Source organism: Silanimonas sp. (genome assembly GCF_044377035.1).
Lineage (GTDB): Bacteria > Pseudomonadota > Gammaproteobacteria > Xanthomonadales > Xanthomonadaceae > Silanimonas.
On the sequence record NZ_JBILJW010000004.1, the window covers coordinates 111,067 to 126,459 of the forward strand.

A 15,393-nucleotide genomic window follows, 5' to 3' on the forward strand; every position below is an offset into this window, starting at 1 on the left:
GCTCCTTCCGGGATGCGGCCCGCGACGGCGCGGGCCTGATTCGATGGAGGATACGCCCGGCCGCCCCCGCCGTCGCTGCGCTCGGCCACAAAACGCGAACCCCGGCACGGGGCCGGGGTCCGGGGAGGGAGCGAAGGCGGTCGGCCGATCAGAAAGCCGGCTTCTCGTCGTCCGGAACGGCGTTGAAGCGAGCGATGCCGTCGAGGATCTCCTTGATCGCGGCGTCCTTGCCTTCCCAGCCCTCGAGCTTGACCCACTTGCCCTTCTCGAGGTCCTTGTAGTGCTCGAAGAAGTGGCCGATGCGCTCCAGCCAGTGCTGCGAGACCTGGGCGATGTCGGTGATGTGCTCGTAGCCCTTGAAGACCTTCGGCACCGGCACGGCGACGAGCTTGGTGTCCTCGCCGGCCTCGTCGGTCATCTTCAGCATGCCGACCGGGCGGCAGCGGATCACCGAGCCCGGCACCAGCGCGAGCGGCAGGATCACCAGCACGTCGACCGGGTCGCCGTCGCCGCAGAGCGTGTGCGGCACGTAGCCGTAGTTGCAGGGGTAGCGCATCGGGGTCGAAAGGATGCGGTCGACGAAGATCGCGCCGGTCTCCTTGTCGACCTCGTACTTCACCGGCTCGGCGTCCTTCGGGATCTCGATGATGACGTTGATTTCGTTCGGCACGTCGCGGCCGGTCGGGACGAGGGAAAGGCCCATGGCGGTTCCTGAGGGGGTCGGTAGAGGGCGCGGAGGATACCGCAAGGGCATCGAATCGGGGCTCGGGACCGCTCTCAGGGACCTTGCGGTTCGACGCGGTAGACCCGGACACCAGGCACCCTGCTGGGCAGCCGCTGCACGCTTGCGCCGTGGATGCGGACCTCGGGGCCGAGGCGGCCGGCCTCGGCGACGGCGGCGGCGAGGCGCACCTCCATCTGCTGCCGGACGTCGTGGCGCTCGACGGCGGTGCGCAGTGGCAGGGCCATGACCGCGACCATCGCGAGCGCCGCGGCGGCCGTCAGAGCAGGACGGAGCCGAGAAGCGCGTGGTGCGTTCGTGGCCGCGGCGAGGGTTTGGGCCAGCCGCGCGCTGCCGCCGGGGGGCGGAACGAGGCTGCGGCGAAGCGTCGATCGTAGCGCGGGCAGGGGCGTCGGCGAATCATGCATCTCGGGCGGCTCCGATGGCAGGTGCGTAGCGCTGCGCCAGCTTCTTCACGGCATGGTGGCGACGCGAGCCGACCGTGCCGGGCGGGATATCCAGCGCTTCCGCGATCTCAGCGGTGGAAAGGCCCATGAACTCGGCCAGCACCAGCACTTCGCGCTCGCGCTCGGGCAGGGCGGCGAGGGCGGCACGCAGCTCGGTGGCTTCGGCTTTCGACAGAGCGCTGTCCTCGCCGAGCGGTTCCGGTAAGGATTCGTCTCGCCACGGCAGCCAGTGCCGCAGCGACTGCCAGCGCCGCTCGTTGCGCGCCAGATTCAGCGCCGCCGCGGTGACCAGCGCGTCGACGCGCGCCGCATCGACCGTTGCGCGCTTCGCCCACACCGCGAGACAGGCGTCGTGCATCACGTCCATGCAGGCCTGCGGCTCCCAAAGGAGCCGGTAAAGCGCGTTGTATAGCGGCCTTTCCAGACGCCGGTAGCAGGCGGCAAGCTGCGCATCATCGAGCGCCATCCGAGCCTCAGTTGGTGAGCCGCAGCACGAGCGATTCGCTGCCGCCGCTGCCGTCCGGTCGCGAGGTCAGCACGGTGAATTCGCCGGGGACCACGCGCACCTCGCCCTCGTAGCGAATTGGTCCTCCAGCGCGGGCGACCTCCACACGCGTTTGGGTAATGTGTAGTTCAAGCACGAAGGTATCTCCCTCCGGCGCCGCTCGAACGTTCATCAGCATCGCGTCGCCGTTCGCGTTGGCCAAACGCCCGCTGGCCGCGACGCCGAGTCGGACATGGTCGCGGACGCGCAGGGCGCTCGCATCGCTGCCGAGGGCCTTGGCCACGTCGGCGAGCTCGGCGGGCAGCGGGGCGGCCTCCGGGTTCTTGCCGATCCACCACGCTTCGACCTGCACTTGCACAGGCTCGGCCGCCTCGACGCCCTGCAGCGCGGCGATGGTCGAGGCGATCGAGGCCTGCATCCCGGACGGCGCGCGCACCACGAGGGTGCCGGGCGAAGCCACTTCGGCGCGGCCGAGCGGGGGCGCGTCGCCCTGCATCAGCGTCGTGTTGATGGCCTCGGCGATCGCCTGCGCGCGCACCGGAGGCACGGCGTGCGTACTCAGTGTTGGCGCCTCGGCGGCCGGCTGGCAGCCGGCCAGTAGCGCGGCGGACAGTGCGAGGACGAGGAGAGCGCTGGCGGAGCGGGGGGCGGGAACAGGGTAGGCCATGGGTGTGCTCGCGTGGGGATGTCTTCCCTTCTACACGCGAGCGGGGGATTTCTTCACTGTCCTCGCCGACCGACCCGAAGCCGTCCGGTGAACGCCCTCAGGCAAGCGCGCCGCCGCAGCTCGAGCCCTGCCCGGCCGTGCAGCCGTAGCAGTGCCCCGCGACGGCGATGCGCTCGGGCAGGGGGCCGGCCAGCAGCTCATCAAGGTGGCGTGGGGCGCTGCCGCCGCCCAGCGGCATCTTCAGCATCTGGTTGAAGTCGCAGTCGAACAGCTCGCCGTTGTAGTCGACGCTGACGAGCGAACGGCACATCACCGCGTCGAGGTTCTCGTCGCGGTGCGCGGCGCGGAGCTTGCCCATGTAGGCCTCGAACTGGCCCTTCGACTGCAGCCACGAGCCGAAGCGCTGGATCGGCATGTTGGCCAGCGCGTACAGGTGGTTGAACGCGATGCCGAAGTTTTCGCCGAGCAGGCGCTTGTAGTCGGCCTCGAGTTTTTCCTGCTGCGGCGGCAGGAAGGCGCCGTTCGGGTTGTAGACGAGGTTGAGCATCAGGCCGCTGCCGGGCTGGCCGTAGCCGAGCGCGTTGAGCGACTGCAGGGCGCGGATGGAGGCTTCGAACACGCCATCGCCGCGCTGTTCGTCGACGTTGGCCTGGCTGTAGCAGGGCAGGGAGGCCACGGCCTCGACGCGGTGCTCGGCGAGGAAGGGGCCGACCCAGTCGTAGCCGGGCTCTTCCATGATCGTGGGGTTCAGACGGTCCATCACATGCAGCCCGCGTGCGCGGGCTTCGGCGACCAGCCAGCGGAACTCGGGATTCATCTCGGGCGAGCCGCCGGTGAGGTCGAGGGTGGTCACGCCGAAGCGTTCGGCCACCGCGAGTGCCGTCTCCATGGTCGCCTTCGACATCGTTTCGGTGCGACGCGGGCCGGCGGCCACGTGGCAGTGCACGCAGCTGAGGTTGCAGCGGTAGCCGAGGTTGAGCTGCAGCGTCGTGAACGCGCCGCGGGTGAGCGCCGGGAACGGGATGTCCTTCAGCAGGGGCCAGGTGTCACGCATGCGGGGCGGTCTCGGTGGGGGCGGGGCGCGGGGCGCGCCGGAAGGGGTTCAGCAGCAGGGCGGCCCAGCGTTGGTCGGCATCGCTGCGCCAGCCCTCGAGGCCGATGGCCATGGCGCGCTGGTCGCTGGGCGGCGTCACCGGGCGGGTGCGGAACAGCCGGTCCCAGGCGGTGAGCAGGTTGCCGTAGTGGCTGTCGGTGCAGGCGCGCTCGGGCGAGTGGTGCACGCGGTGCCACGTGGGCGTGACCAGCACCGCGCTGACGGCGCGTTCGAGGCGCGGCGGCAGGGCGAGGTCGGCGTGCGTCCACAGCGCGGCCAGCGCAAGCAGGGTCTCGTACAACGCGATGCCCGCGGCGGGAAGGCCGAGGGCCAGGACCAGCAGCAGCTTCCAGCCCAGCGAGACGAGGATTTCGAGGGGATGGAAGCGCAGGCCCAGCGTGGCCTCGAAGCGCGTGGCCACGTGGTGCACGCGATGCAGGCGCCACAGCCAGGGCCAGCGGTGCGAGGCGACATGCTGTGCCCAGATCGCGAGGTCCATCAGCACGACGGTCGCAGCGATCGCCCCGGCGCCGTCGAGGCCGATCGCGGAGAACAGGCCCAGCCCTTGCGACTGCGCCCACAGCGCGGTGCCGACCGTACCGATCGGTACCACGAGTCGCAGCAGGCCACTGCCGGCCAGCGCGACGACGAGGTTGTCGAGCATCACGCGGCCGCGCATGTCATGGCGGAAGCCGAAGCGCCACTGCAGCACCAGCAGCAGGGTCAGCAGGCCGAGCACGGCGGCGAGACGGAGCAGGTCGGCGTTCATCGGGGCATCGTCGCCAGCAGGGCGTCGAGACGGCGCGACACCCGCTCCTGCGAAGCCGTGCGTTCCGGCAGCGCGGCCAGCGCCGCGGCGACGACGGCGAGGTCCCCCGGTTCATCGAGGTCGTGCGCCGCGTCGAGCTGGTGGATGTGCAGGCCCTTCGGGAGCGCGGCGAGGAAGTCGCTGCGCGCGTCGGGCGTGCTGTAGCGCGGTGCCGTCCACGCGGCGAGCGGCAGGTCGACGCGGCCGCCCACCAGCCAGAAGCCGCCGTCCTCGCTCGGCCCGAGCACGAGATCGGCCTTGGCGTGGACGAGGGCGTCCACGGCGTCGGCCAGGGCCGGCATGGACAACTGCGGCAGGTCGGTGCCGATCAGCAGCGCGGCGCCGTGGCGTGCGCGCAGCGTGGCCCAGACATGCGCCATGCGCTCACCGAGCCCGCCCTCGCCTTGCGCAATCACCGGCAGGAGCTGCCAAGGATCGGAGGGCGCGGCGTGGTCGCCGTCGGCCTCCGCCACCGCCCAGTAGGCGTGGAGCCGGTCGCTGCGTTGCAGGGCGATCGCGATCTCGCCAACGGCGGTGGCGCAGTCGAGGTAGAGCGCTTCCGCGGCCTCGCGGCCGATCGCCGGCCAGAGCCGCGACTTCACCGGCGAGCGGCCGGGCGTCTTCACGAACAGGGCGAGGCCGGGCCTCATGGCGCTGGGCCTCGTGAGAATGCACGGCGCTGCTGCCAGGTCAGCCGAAGGTGTTCGCGCGTCGTCCGCCACCAGCCATGTTCGATGTAGCGGCGCGCGCTGGTTGCCACCCGGCCGCGCAGGCGTCGCAGCGGCAGTCCGGCGCGACGCACGGTGTGGACGAAGGCATGGTCTTCACCGCGGCCAACCGACGGATCGAAACCGCCGAGCGATTCGAACAGCGTTCGGGGTGCCAGGAAGCCCTGGTCGCCGAAAGGCATGCCGAACCAGCGGCTGCGCAGGTTGGCGCCGAAGGCGTTGATCGCCATCGCCCGCGGCCCGTCGTGGAAGGCGAGATTGAACCAGCACAGCGCCGGTGCCTCGCCGCGCGCGAAGCCGAGGGCCGCATCACGCGCGGCAGCGAACGTGTTCCCATCGATGCGGGTGTCGGCGTGCAGGATCCACACCGTCGCGCCCCGTGCTTCGCGCAGGCCAGCGTTGATCTGCCGCGCCCGGCCCGCCGGCGCGACGATCACCCGCGTGCCCGTTGGGCCGACCGGCAAGGCGTCGCCTTCGGCCAGCACCAGCAGGCGCTCGAGGTCGTCGCTCGCCGGCAGGTCATCCAGCAGCGCCGTCCAGTCACGGTCGCCGGGGCCGGCCGGGATGACGATGCTGAGCACGGGGGCACCCACGGCTGAAAGACTCAGCAGCAGGCGCCGGCGGCCTTCGGTACCGACGTCGGCGAGGCCGGCGCGCAGTCGAACAGACCGAAGTGGCGCGCTTTGTCGCCGTGCAGCTCGAAATGCGCGCCGAAGCGAGTGGCCGCCAGCATGTCGAAGGTGTTGCCGCAGACGCGCAGCGGACGGCCGGTCTCGAAGGTGTGGTGGTCGTCGAGCACGAAGGCGTGCGGCGCGTCGGGAATCGTGCCGCGATACGTCGCGATCTGGCCGAAGTCCTCACAACGATCTTCCAGTGCGAGCTTGAACGCCCGCACCGTGATCGATTCGAAATTCACGAAGCCGATGGCGGCCTCGATGGCCGGGTCGAGCAGCGGAATCGGCGCGCGGCTGACGGTACGGGCGTCGGCGCAGCCCACCTGCTGCATCAATCGGCGGAAGTCCTCGGTGTAAAGCGCACCGCCGAGGCACTCGCCCAACAGTACGGGGTCGCGGCGCAGGGCGTCGGGGATGCGGCGGTCGGCGAACACGTCGGCGAAGTACAGCTCGCCGCCGGGCTTGAGCACGCGGAAGACCTCGGCGAACACACGCGCCTTGTCGGGCGCAAGGTTCAGCACGCAGTTCGAGACCACCACGTCGATGCTCGCGTCGGTGATGCCGATCGCCCCGAGGTCTTCGATCAGGCCCTCATGGAACTCGACGTTGCTCGCCGCGAAGCCGTAGCGCTCGGCGTGCCAGTCGCGATGGCGGCGCGCCACCGTGAGTTGCTCGGGGGTCATATCGACGCCGATCACGCGTCCCGTCGGGCCGACCAGTCGCGAGAGCAGGTAGGCGTCGCGGCCAGTGCCGCAGCCGAGGTCGAGCACGGTGCGGCCTTCGAGCGCCGGCGGCAGCGGCGAGCCGCAGCCGTAGAAGCGCGCGAGGATCTCGGGATGGATGTCGCCGAGCATCCGGCGCAGGGCGAAAGGCATGGCCTCGGCTGGGCAGCAGGCGCCGGTCTTCAGGTCGGCGCTCGATTGCAGGACGTCGCCGTAGTACTCGCGGACGTCGGCGTGGGTGCGTGTCGGTGTGGTCATCGTGTTCGTCGTCGTCATTGGGTTCGTTCCGCGTGCCGGGCGGGGTTCTCGCCGGCCTATCCGCGGCGCCAACGGAAGAATCGTTCGGCCCAGCGCAGCGCGCCCTGCGGGGCGTTCGCCCGCTTCCACACACCGGCGGCGTACTTGTTGGCCTCATTCATCGTCGGATAGACGTGGATCGTGCCGAGCAGCTTGTTCAAGCCGAGGCCGTGCTTCATCGCCAGCACGAACTCCGGCAGCAGCTCGCCGGCGTGTGCGCCGACGATGCAGGCGCCGAGGATGCGGTCGCTGCCCGGCGGCGTGAGCACCTTGACGAAGCCTTCGTCGTTGCTGTCGGCGATGGCGCGGTCGAGGTCATCGATGCCGTAGCGCGTCACGTCGATGGCGATGCCTTGAGCCTTCGCCTCGTCCTCCGACAGCCCGACGCGCGCCACTTCCGGGTCGGTGAAGGTCACCCAGGGCACCACGCGGTAATCGACCTTGAACGACCAGAACGGCGCGAGCAGTCCGTTGACCGCGGCGTACCAGGCCTGGTGCGCCGCCATGTGGGTGAACTGGTAGGGGCCGGCCACGTCGCCGGCCACGAGGATGTTCGGGAAGTTCGTGCGCATCAGGCCATCGACCGCCACGTGCCCGCGCGGGCCGAGCTCCACGCCGAGTTCCTCCAGGCCGAAGCCGCGGGTGTTCGGCGTGCGCCCCAATGCCAGCAGCAGGCGGTCGAAGTCGATCCGCACTTCCGAGCCGTTCGCCTCGGCGACCAGCACGCCGCCTTTCCCGTCGGCACCGGGCTCGATGCGCAACGCCTTGTGGCCGGTGGCGACATGAAGGCCTTCGTGCGCAAGGCGCTCGGCGAGCAGCGCGCCAACCTCCGGGTCCTCGCGCGGCAGCAGTCGCGGCGCCATCTCGACCACGCTCACCGCCGCCCCAAAGCGCGCGAAGCTCTGCGCCAGTTCGCAGCCGATCGGCCCACCGCCCAGCACCAGCAGGCGCTTGGGAAGCTCGCGCAAGGCCCACACGGTGTCGCTCGTTAGCGCCTCGATGCTCTCGAGGCCGGGGATCGTTGGAACCAGCGGCCGTGCGCCGGTGGCGATGACGATGCTGCGGGCGCTGATCCGTCGGCCGTTGACTTCCACCTCCCACGGGCTGACGAGGCGCGCGTCGCCTTCGATCACGTCCACGCCCAGCCCGGTGTAGCGCTCGATTGAATCGTGCGGCTCGACCTTCGCCACCACGCGCTGCACGCGCTCCATCACCGTGGCGAAGTCGAAATCGGCCGAGAGCGAATTCAGCCCGTACTTCTGCGCCTCGCGCGCTTCGGCCAGCAGCCGCGCCGAGCGGATCAGCGCCTTCGACGGCACGCAGCCGGTGTTGAGGCAGTCGCCGCCCATCTTGTGCTTTTCGATCAGCGCGACCTTCGCCTTCACCGCCGCGCCGATGTAGGTGGTGACCAGCCCGGCCGAGCCCGCGCCGATGGCGATCAGGTTGTAGTCGAACGACCTCGGTTTCCGGTGCCCGGCGTAGACGCGGCGGGCCTTCAGCCAGCCCAGCACCGCCTTCAGCAACAGCGGCAGGGCGCTCAAGGCCACGAGCGCGCCGAGCAGGCCGGGCGAGAGAATGTCACCGACCGAACGGATCTGAGCGAGCTGCGTTCCCGCCAGCACGTAGACGATGGTCGCGGGCAGCATGCCCAGCTGGCTCACCCAGTAGAAGGTCCGCGTGGCCAGCGACGTGAGGCCGGAGAGCAGGTTGACGATGAAGAACGGGAAGGCCGGGACGAGGCGCAGGGTCAGCAGGTAGAAGGCGCCGTCGCGGGCGATGCCGGCATCGATGTCGCGCAGCCGTTCGCCGAAGCGGGCCCGAAGCGCATCGCGGAAGCCGAAGCGCGCGACGAGGAAGGCCAGCGTCGCGCCGATCGAGCTGGCGAACGACACCAGCACCGTCCCCTCGAGCAAGCCGAACAGGGCTCCGGCTGCCAGCGTCATCACCGCGGCGCCGGGGATCGACAGCGCGGCCACCAGCACGTAGGCGAGGAAGAACAGCCCCGCGGCCTGCCACGGGTTCGCGGCCACCGCCGTGCTGAGCGCGTCGGCCTGGGTCTTCAGGGCGCCCAGCGTCAACCACTGGTGCGCGCCGCTCGACCAGATCGCCAGCAGGGCGACAGCGAGCAGCACAGCGACCAGCCGCGGCCGGGACAAGGGCGGGGTTTGGCCCATCGGGTTTTCTCGTCGGTGTGATGCTGGTTCGTGCGAAGGGCGATGCGGGTTACAGCTCAGCGGGATTTCATCACTCGGAGCGCGACGGCACAGCCCAGCCCCCACGCGCCGTTGAGCAGCAGGGCGCCGATGATCAGCTTGGGGTCCCAGCCGCCGGCCATCGCCATGCCCTTGAGCGGGAACACGATGAACAGGGCCACCGCACTCGGGCCAATGGCGCCGGCGATGATCCATGCCGACCACCAACGGGCTGCCGTGAATTTCGCCAGCAGCGGCGCCAGCGCGATCGCCCAGACCCCGCCCCAGAACGCCAGCGATACCACTTGCGGGATGCCCAGCGGTTCCGTCGCGGCCAGATTGAACGGTGCGCGCGGGCTGATGCCCGTCAGATACAGCAGGCCGAATAGGCCCTGGTGGAACACCAGCGTCGCCACGAACCCGGCGATGAACCATTTCACGATCTTCATTCGTCGACTCCCTGATGCGCGAGCCCTGCATGGCCCGCCGTCGAGGATACGCGCCCGGGCGTCCCCCGCCGCGACGGCCAGCAGAAGCGGAGCCGCCCGGCGTGGGATCATGGCGGCCTTCCACGGCCGCACCGCTCCACGCCCCATGCTTCGACTCACCGACATCACCCTGCCGCTGGACCACGCCGACACCGCGATCAACGACGCGGTGCTGGCGCGCCTGAAGCTGCCGCCCGGCGCGCTGCGTTCGCTCTCCGTGGCCAAGCGCAGCTACGACGCCCGCAAGCGCGGCCAGATCCAGTTGATCTACTCGGTGGATGTCGACGTCGCCGATGAGGCGGCGGTGCTGAAGCGCGTTGCGGCCGAGAAGAAGCCGAACCGCGTCAAGGTGACCCCGACCCCCGACACGACCTACCGCTTCATCGCCAAGCCGGCGCCGGACCAGCCGCTGCGCCCGATTGTGGTCGGCATGGGCCCCTGCGGCCTGTTCGCTGCACTCGTTCTGGCGCAGATGGGCCTGCGCCCCATCGTGCTCGAGCGCGGCAAACAAGTGCGCGAGCGCACCGTCGACACCTTCGGCCTGTGGCGGAAGAAAGTGCTGAACCCCGAGTCGAACGTGCAGTACGGCGAGGGCGGTGCCGGCACGTTTTCCGACGGCAAGCTCTACAGCCAGATCAGCGACAAGCGCCACCTGGGTCGCAAGGTGCTGGAGGAGTTCGTGCAGGCCGGCGCGCCCGATGAAATCCTCTACGTCAGCAAGCCGCACATCGGCACCTTCCGCCTGGTGTCGATGGTGGAGCACATGCGGGGCGTCATCGAAGGCCTGGGCGGCGAAATCCGCTTCTCGCAGCGCGTGGATGACCTGCTGATCGACGTGGATGCCGCAGGCGTGCGCCAACTGCGCGGCGTGGTGTTGGCCAGCGGCGAAACCCTGCGCGCCAACCACGTCGTGATGGCGCTGGGCCACAGCGCCCGCGACACCTTCGCGATGCTGCACGCGCGCGGCGTCTTCATGGAAGCCAAGCCTTTCTCCATCGGCTTCCGCATCGAGCACCCGCAGTCGGTGATCGACCAGGCGCGCTTCGGTCCGCAGGCCGGCCATCCCATGCTCGGCGCGGCCGACTACAAGCTGGTGCACCACTGCAAGAACGGGCGCTCGGTCTACAGCTTCTGCATGTGCCCGGGCGGCACCGTGGTGGCGGCGGCCAGCGAGCCCGGGCGCGTGGTCACCAACGGCATGAGCCAGTACTCGCGCAACGAGCGCAATGCCAACGCGGCGATCGTGGTGGGCATCACGCCCGAGGACTACGCCGAGTTCGACCCCAGCGGCAGCCCGCTGGCGGGCATCGCGCTGCAGCGGCATTGGGAAGAAATCGCGTTCAAGCTCGGCGGCGAAACCTACGAAGCGCCGGCGCAGAAGGTTGGTGATTTCCTCGCCGGCACGCCCTCGGAAGCGCTGGGCACGGTGGTGAACTCGTACACGCCGGGCGTCCGGCTGGGCGATCTCTCCACGGCCCTGCCGCGCTACGCCATCGAGGCGATCCGCGAAGCGCTGCCGGCCTTCGGTAGGCAGATCAAGGGTTTCGACATGTCCGATGCGCTGCTCACCGGCGTCGAAACCCGCACCTCCTCGCCGCTGCGCCTGACGCGCGGCGACGACGGCCAAAGCCTCAACACGCGCGGCCTGTTCCCGGCGGGCGAAGGCGCGGGCTATGCCGGCGGCATTCTTTCGGCCGGCGTCGATGGCATCCGCGCGGCGGAATGGGTGGCCGAGGCGATGATCGAAGCGGGCACGGCGTTGCCGGCGTGACGCTCGTCACGGTGCGCAGGCCGATAGGCGATACGTTCGTCATCGGATCCGCATGTTCGTCATTTTCTCGTTTTCAATCTGAGTATTCCCAACATAGAGTGCAGCGACCCCTTGGATGGAGTGAACGCATGTTGACGACCTGGTCTGCGCCTTGGAGGGGTGAGCCGCGCGCCTTTCTGAGGTCCAGCGGCACCGTTCTGGCGTACTTCGTTGGCTTTGGTTTGGGCGGCCTTTTGTTCTTCGCCGTGTTCAACCACGTGCTCAAGCCCCTCGTTCCCGATGCATCGCCGTGGCTCAAGGAGTGGATCAACCTCCTTTCAACCGGCTGGATGTTCGGCGTTGCCCTCGCGGCCTTCCTTCTGGCTCGCGCCAAGCTCAGTGCGCCCGAACGGCGTGTCTCAATATGGCAAGCCACATCCGGGCGTCCCGCATGGGCTTGGGGCCTTGTATCGGCGGCCGCTTGGCTCATCATCACAATGACCGCTACGCTGGTGACGGACGGGCCCTCGGTGATGGGGGCGAGAGCCGCGGCCTTCGGATTGATGGAGTGGACCGTACTGTTGGCCACGGCGCTGGCCTGCATCGGCGTGCAGGCCGCCAGCGAGGAGATCGTCTTTCGCGGATACCTCATGCCGCGCCTTGCCGTCCGCGTGGGGGCGGTCGCCGCCCTGCTCATTTCAACGGTGCTGTTCACCGCACTGCATACAAGCCCAGGTCTTTGGGGCGGGCTGGGCGTCGCGCTTATGGGGCTCTGTATGGGCGTCTCCGCGTGGCGCACGGGATCCTTGCTGCCCGCGATCGGTCTGCACGTCGTCAACAATGTGTTCTACTTCCTTTACGAGCCGAACGGCACGAACGCTGATGTGACGTGGATAGACTTCGCACTGCTCGTCGTGGGCTTGCTCGTGTGGCTGGGCTGGGTTGAGATGTCGCATCGGCAGCGATCCGCCCGGGCCTCATCCCTGTCGAATTGAGTAGAGGGGGCTTCGGTGCGTGAGGTCACGGGCTCCGCTTGGCGTTGGGCCTTGGGCGTCTTCGTGGCATTGCTTGTGGTTGTGGCACTTATCAGCCCTTTTGGCGACCCGAACCTGCCAACTGCGCGCATCGCATTTATTGTCCCCGTGCTGTTTGGCCTCATGCTAGGGCCAGTGCTTAGCAGTTTTGCCGTCGTGGATCGATGGCCGCGGATCGGCCTAGCGCTGCCGACGATTCTTGTCCTGGTGGTGGGTTGGGCCTTGGTGCTCCGTCCCGTCATCGTATGGCTCGGCTTCCGGCAAAGCGTGATTCAGGACATCATCAATGTCGGGGTGGTGGTGGGCGTGATGCTGGCCATCCGCGGTGCATGGCGCGGGATCCGAGCCCGTCGGGCGCTCGAAGAGGCTGAAAGGCTTCGCGAGCTCGCCGAACAGCGCGCGCTCCAAGCACAGCTGTCCCCCCATGCCCTGCACAATCTGTTGAACACGCTTTATGCCGCCAGCCTCGCTTCGCCGGGACGTGTGCCCGAACTCGTCCTGGCGCTCTCTGGGATGATGCGGTATCTCGCGTTGAGCGCAGGAAGGGACCTTGTGACTGCGAGCGATGAGTGGGCATTCATGGAGGGATGTCGACGCTTCGCGTTGGAACGAAGCAGTCCGGATTCCCGGGTAGACATGGTGCTTGAGGGCGATGCGGACGAGGCTGTTCCGTCGCTTCTAATGGCTTCCCTGCTCGAGAACGCCCTGAAGAACGGGCGCGACACAGAAGGTCGGATTGACGTCGTCGTGCACTTGGCTATTGAGGTGTCGACGCTGCGCTTCCGCGTCGACAACGCCGTGCCATCGTCACCGTCCGCCGAGCCGGGCATGGGCTTGGGGCACTCGCTCGTCCGTCGTCGCTTGGCCCATCTCTATCCGGGCCGTCACCGCTTCGAAGCTGGCATGCGAGACGGACGGTATGTAGCCGAGCTGGATTTATGGTGACACCGGAAACTCTTCTTCCGATCCGGTATGCCAGTGTCGATGACGAGCCGCAGGCGCACGTCGCGCTGCGTGCGCTTCTCGCGGCGCACCCGGATTTTGTTGACGCGGGTCGATACGCCTCGAAAGCCTCTGCAGTGGCTGGTCTCGCTCGTCATCCTGTCGCCGTTCTCTTTCTCGATTTCGATCTCGCTGGCTCGACTGGATTTGAGCTGCTCGCCGGTCTCGATGACGTGCCGGTGACGGTACTTATCACTGCACATGCGGACTACGCGGTCGAAGCGTTCGAGCGTGGAGTTCGCGACTACCTGCTCAAGCCAGTCAGCGCCGATCGGCTTGCGCTGTGCCTTGATCGCTTGCGTTCGCTTCTCGTTGATCGTGCCACTCCACGGACGCCAAAGGCACTCGCCTTCTTCTGCGGGCGAGGCCACCGCCTCGTGCCTCCGGGCGATATCTTCGCGATCGATGCGGAGGGCAACTTCTGCTCGCTCTTGACTGCAAAGGAGCTGATTCTGGTTTCGGAAAGCATGAAGGCGCTGGAGTCGAGGTTGGCACTCTTCGGCTTCGTCAGGATCCATAAATGCCACATGGTCAACCGCCGCCACGTCGTCGCATTCGACGCCCATGAGGTCACATTGACGGGTGGGATCCACCGTCCGATTGGCCGGCTGTATCGCGATGCCGAGTTTTGAAACGACGCAAGAGGGCCCGCTATCGAGGCAGGGCCATTACTGCGAGGCGAGCTCTCCGCCTGAGGCTTCGGCACGAGATTCTCTTGCAGAACAAATACTACTGGCGTCGATTTTTTAGCTGGTTCTGCATCGTTCAACACGCTTTCTCGTCGTTCGTCATGCGGGCGTTGCTTCGAGCTCGAAGCCGACGAATCCTCGCGTCACCCCGCCCAAACCAGAGAGGCGGAGACCCGCGAGGTGATCCATATGAAAATCAAGTTGAACGCCCTCCAAGTCGAGAACCAACGTCCATTGCGCCAACGCCTGCGCCTTGCCTTCACTTGGGCGGTTATCGTTTGCGCAGTTGCCCCATTTGCGCACGCCAAGGATCCAGAAGCCGAGCAGTCTGGCGACGTCGTTGTCCTGATGGCAGCCATTTCGGCAATGAAGGAAAAGGCTCTGACTCGTGAACGAGTGGATTGGGGCGAAGTCGAGCAAACCGGGCGAAGAAAGCTGGACGATGGGGAGTCGTTAGGTGATGTCCTGGCTTGGGCTGTTGAGCGATTGGGCGATGGTCACAGTCGAGTACTCACCGCGCAAGAAGCACGGATGTTCCTCGGCAAGCAGGATCATCGCGCCGAGCCCGCAGGTCCTAGCGCGATGCCCCCTCCGCTTGATCCCAGCGGTCGTCTGGCGATCACGTCGTCCGGTTGCCGCGTGGCCTACTTGCGTGTGCCCTACTTCTTGTCGGCGGATCCGCCGACGATGTCCACCTTTGCCGGCTCACTGGCCTCGCTCCAGCGGCGCCTTGAGGGAGAGGGGGCTCGGGCCGTGATCATCGACCTTAGGGGAAACGTCGGCGGCAACATGTGGCCCATGTTGGCCGGGCTATCGGGCGTGCTTGGCGACGGAAAAAATGGCGAGATCTGGGCGCCTGACGGTTCGCGACAGGCTTGGGGTACTTCAATCGGGGCGGCGTGGGCCGGAGTACCCGAGAACGTTGTCATGGCCGATGAATCCTTCAAGGGGCCACAAGCAGCCCTCTGGCCAGCGGCAGTGCTTACCGATCAGCGCACTGCAAGCAGTGGTGAAGCCATCGCGATCAGCTTCAAGGGGCGCGCGAACACCCGGAGCTTTGGCGACGCAACGCGCGGTGCGTCTTCTGCCAATGAGATTGTGTCTCTGCCGGATGGTTCGATGATCGCGCTGACCACATCGCTGATGGTTGATCGCAACGGCAAGCGTTACGGCGGTCCGATTACTCCTGACGTGATTTTCAACCTTTCCACGCCCGAGCGAGGAGTGTCGCCTCCAATCGAAGATGGCAAGTCCGATCCGGTGTACGAGGCCTCGTTGCAATGGCTGGACGGTACCTGCACCGCCAAGAACTCTGGCATTGCCTACACGCTCCTCTGGGGCCTCAAGCGATCACCCGAAGGAGAGAATTCTTTGAATCCCTGGGTCGCCGTGGAGAAACCCCAGGGCGCTGTCGAGTTCAATGGGTGCGACGACTCCCGCCTCGATGAGTATTGCCTACTCGGCGGCGCCATCAAATGGAGTCGTCGAAACTCGCGAGGGGCACGCTGAGGGACGTGTGGTCAGTTCCTCCCGCGAACGCCGACGCCGTGGCGCAG

Annotated in this window: 16 protein-coding genes; 5 read left to right on the forward strand and 11 right to left on the reverse strand. The window is 67.8% G+C overall.

Annotated features, from left to right (window positions below):
- Positions 1-148 precede the first annotated feature (148 nt).
- From ppa to ACIQ6S_RS03430, 11 genes are all read right to left on the reverse strand, one after another.
- Positions 149-703 (reverse strand): inorganic diphosphatase, encoded by a 555-nt coding sequence (gene ppa / locus ACIQ6S_RS03380; RefSeq protein ID WP_397607132.1) that lies wholly within the window; start codon positions 701-703, stop codon positions 149-151.
- Positions 704-777: 74 nt separating this feature from the next.
- On the reverse strand, positions 778-1,149 hold the full coding sequence (locus ACIQ6S_RS03385) for a hypothetical protein (protein ID WP_397607133.1): 372 nt from the start codon (positions 1,147-1,149) through the stop codon (positions 778-780).
- Entirely contained in the window at positions 1,142-1,654 is a 513-nt protein-coding gene (locus tag ACIQ6S_RS03390; protein WP_297866055.1) for an RNA polymerase sigma factor, read from the reverse strand. Before ACIQ6S_RS03390 ends, ACIQ6S_RS03385 begins: the two co-directional genes overlap by 8 nt.
- Positions 1,655-1,661: 7 nt before the next feature.
- Positions 1,662-2,360, reverse strand: a complete 699-nt coding sequence (locus ACIQ6S_RS03395; RefSeq protein ID WP_397607134.1) for a hypothetical protein — start codon at positions 2,358-2,360, stop codon at positions 1,662-1,664.
- A gap of 97 nt (positions 2,361-2,457) precedes the next feature.
- A complete protein-coding gene (gene arsS / locus ACIQ6S_RS03400; RefSeq protein ID WP_397607135.1) occupies positions 2,458-3,414 on the reverse strand; it encodes an arsenosugar biosynthesis radical SAM (seleno)protein ArsS in 957 nt (318 codons plus the stop codon).
- Complete coding sequence (locus ACIQ6S_RS03405; protein WP_397607136.1) at positions 3,407-4,222, reverse strand: sterol desaturase family protein; 816 nt, start codon at positions 4,220-4,222, stop codon at positions 3,407-3,409. Before ACIQ6S_RS03405 ends, arsS begins: the two co-directional genes overlap by 8 nt.
- Positions 4,219-4,911 carry a DUF2064 domain-containing protein gene (locus ACIQ6S_RS03410; RefSeq protein WP_397607137.1) on the reverse strand — a complete coding sequence of 231 codons (693 nt, stop codon included), beginning with the start codon at positions 4,909-4,911 and terminating at the stop codon, positions 4,219-4,221. Before ACIQ6S_RS03410 ends, ACIQ6S_RS03405 begins: the two co-directional genes overlap by 4 nt.
- The gene (locus tag ACIQ6S_RS03415) at positions 4,908-5,582 is read right to left on the reverse strand and encodes a glycosyl transferase family 2 (RefSeq protein WP_397607138.1); all 675 of its coding nucleotides are present in this window, start codon (positions 5,580-5,582) and stop codon (positions 4,908-4,910) included. Before ACIQ6S_RS03415 ends, ACIQ6S_RS03410 begins: the two co-directional genes overlap by 4 nt.
- A gap of 11 nt (positions 5,583-5,593) precedes the next feature.
- Entirely contained in the window at positions 5,594-6,661 is a 1,068-nt protein-coding gene (locus tag ACIQ6S_RS03420) for a methyltransferase domain-containing protein (protein WP_397607139.1), read from the reverse strand.
- A 38-nt stretch (positions 6,662-6,699) separates the two neighbouring features.
- Entirely contained in the window at positions 6,700-8,856 is a 2,157-nt protein-coding gene (locus ACIQ6S_RS03425; protein WP_397607140.1) for an FAD-dependent oxidoreductase, read from the reverse strand.
- 56 nt (positions 8,857-8,912) lie between these two features.
- Positions 8,913-9,323: a hypothetical protein gene (locus tag ACIQ6S_RS03430; protein ID WP_297866063.1), complete on the reverse strand. Its 411-nt coding sequence runs from the start codon at positions 9,321-9,323 to the stop codon at positions 8,913-8,915.
- 145 nt (positions 9,324-9,468) lie between these two features.
- On the opposite strand from ACIQ6S_RS03430, the gene ACIQ6S_RS03435 reads away from it, so the two are divergent.
- From ACIQ6S_RS03435 to ACIQ6S_RS03455, 5 genes are all read left to right on the forward strand, one after another.
- Positions 9,469-11,133, forward strand: coding sequence for an NAD(P)/FAD-dependent oxidoreductase (locus ACIQ6S_RS03435; protein WP_397607141.1), 1,665 nt, complete (start codon positions 9,469-9,471; stop codon positions 11,131-11,133).
- A gap of 128 nt (positions 11,134-11,261) precedes the next feature.
- On the forward strand, positions 11,262-12,107 hold the full coding sequence (locus ACIQ6S_RS03440) for a lysostaphin resistance A-like protein (protein ID WP_397607142.1): 846 nt from the start codon (positions 11,262-11,264) through the stop codon (positions 12,105-12,107).
- 51 nt (positions 12,108-12,158) lie between these two features.
- Positions 12,159-13,091 (forward strand): sensor histidine kinase, encoded by a 933-nt coding sequence (locus ACIQ6S_RS03445; RefSeq protein ID WP_397607143.1) that lies wholly within the window; start codon positions 12,159-12,161, stop codon positions 13,089-13,091.
- Complete coding sequence (locus ACIQ6S_RS03450; protein ID WP_397607144.1) at positions 13,085-13,780, forward strand: LytR/AlgR family response regulator transcription factor; 696 nt, start codon at positions 13,085-13,087, stop codon at positions 13,778-13,780. The genes ACIQ6S_RS03445 and ACIQ6S_RS03450 overlap by 7 nt, the downstream gene beginning before the upstream one ends.
- Positions 13,781-14,026: 246 nt before the next feature.
- Positions 14,027-15,346 (forward strand): S41 family peptidase, encoded by a 1,320-nt coding sequence (locus ACIQ6S_RS03455; protein WP_397607145.1) that lies wholly within the window; start codon positions 14,027-14,029, stop codon positions 15,344-15,346.
- Positions 15,347-15,393 lie beyond the last annotated feature (47 nt).

Coding starts and splice junctions, on each gene's coding strand:
- ppa (WP_397607132.1), bottom strand. CDS start 703: ATGGGCCTTTCCCTCGTCCCGACCGGCCGCGACGTGCCGAACGAAATC.
- ACIQ6S_RS03385 (WP_397607133.1), bottom strand. CDS start 1,149: ATGCATGATTCGCCGACGCCCCTGCCCGCGCTACGATCGACGCTTCGC.
- ACIQ6S_RS03390 (WP_297866055.1), bottom strand. CDS start 1,654: ATGGCGCTCGATGATGCGCAGCTTGCCGCCTGCTACCGGCGTCTGGAA.
- ACIQ6S_RS03395 (WP_397607134.1), bottom strand. CDS start 2,360: ATGGCCTACCCTGTTCCCGCCCCCCGCTCCGCCAGCGCTCTCCTCGTC.
- arsS (WP_397607135.1), bottom strand. CDS start 3,414: ATGCGTGACACCTGGCCCCTGCTGAAGGACATCCCGTTCCCGGCGCTC.
- ACIQ6S_RS03405 (WP_397607136.1), bottom strand. CDS start 4,222: ATGAACGCCGACCTGCTCCGTCTCGCCGCCGTGCTCGGCCTGCTGACC.
- ACIQ6S_RS03410 (WP_397607137.1), bottom strand. CDS start 4,911: ATGAGGCCCGGCCTCGCCCTGTTCGTGAAGACGCCCGGCCGCTCGCCG.
- ACIQ6S_RS03420 (WP_397607139.1), bottom strand. CDS start 6,661: ATGACGACGACGAACACGATGACCACACCGACACGCACCCACGCCGAC.
- ACIQ6S_RS03425 (WP_397607140.1), bottom strand. CDS start 8,856: ATGGGCCAAACCCCGCCCTTGTCCCGGCCGCGGCTGGTCGCTGTGCTG.
- ACIQ6S_RS03430 (WP_297866063.1), bottom strand. CDS start 9,323: ATGAAGATCGTGAAATGGTTCATCGCCGGGTTCGTGGCGACGCTGGTG.
- ACIQ6S_RS03435 (WP_397607141.1), top strand. CDS start 9,469: ATGCTTCGACTCACCGACATCACCCTGCCGCTGGACCACGCCGACACC.
- ACIQ6S_RS03440 (WP_397607142.1), top strand. CDS start 11,262: ATGTTGACGACCTGGTCTGCGCCTTGGAGGGGTGAGCCGCGCGCCTTT.
- ACIQ6S_RS03450 (WP_397607144.1), top strand. CDS start 13,085: ATGGTGACACCGGAAACTCTTCTTCCGATCCGGTATGCCAGTGTCGAT.
- ACIQ6S_RS03455 (WP_397607145.1), top strand. CDS start 14,027: ATGAAAATCAAGTTGAACGCCCTCCAAGTCGAGAACCAACGTCCATTG.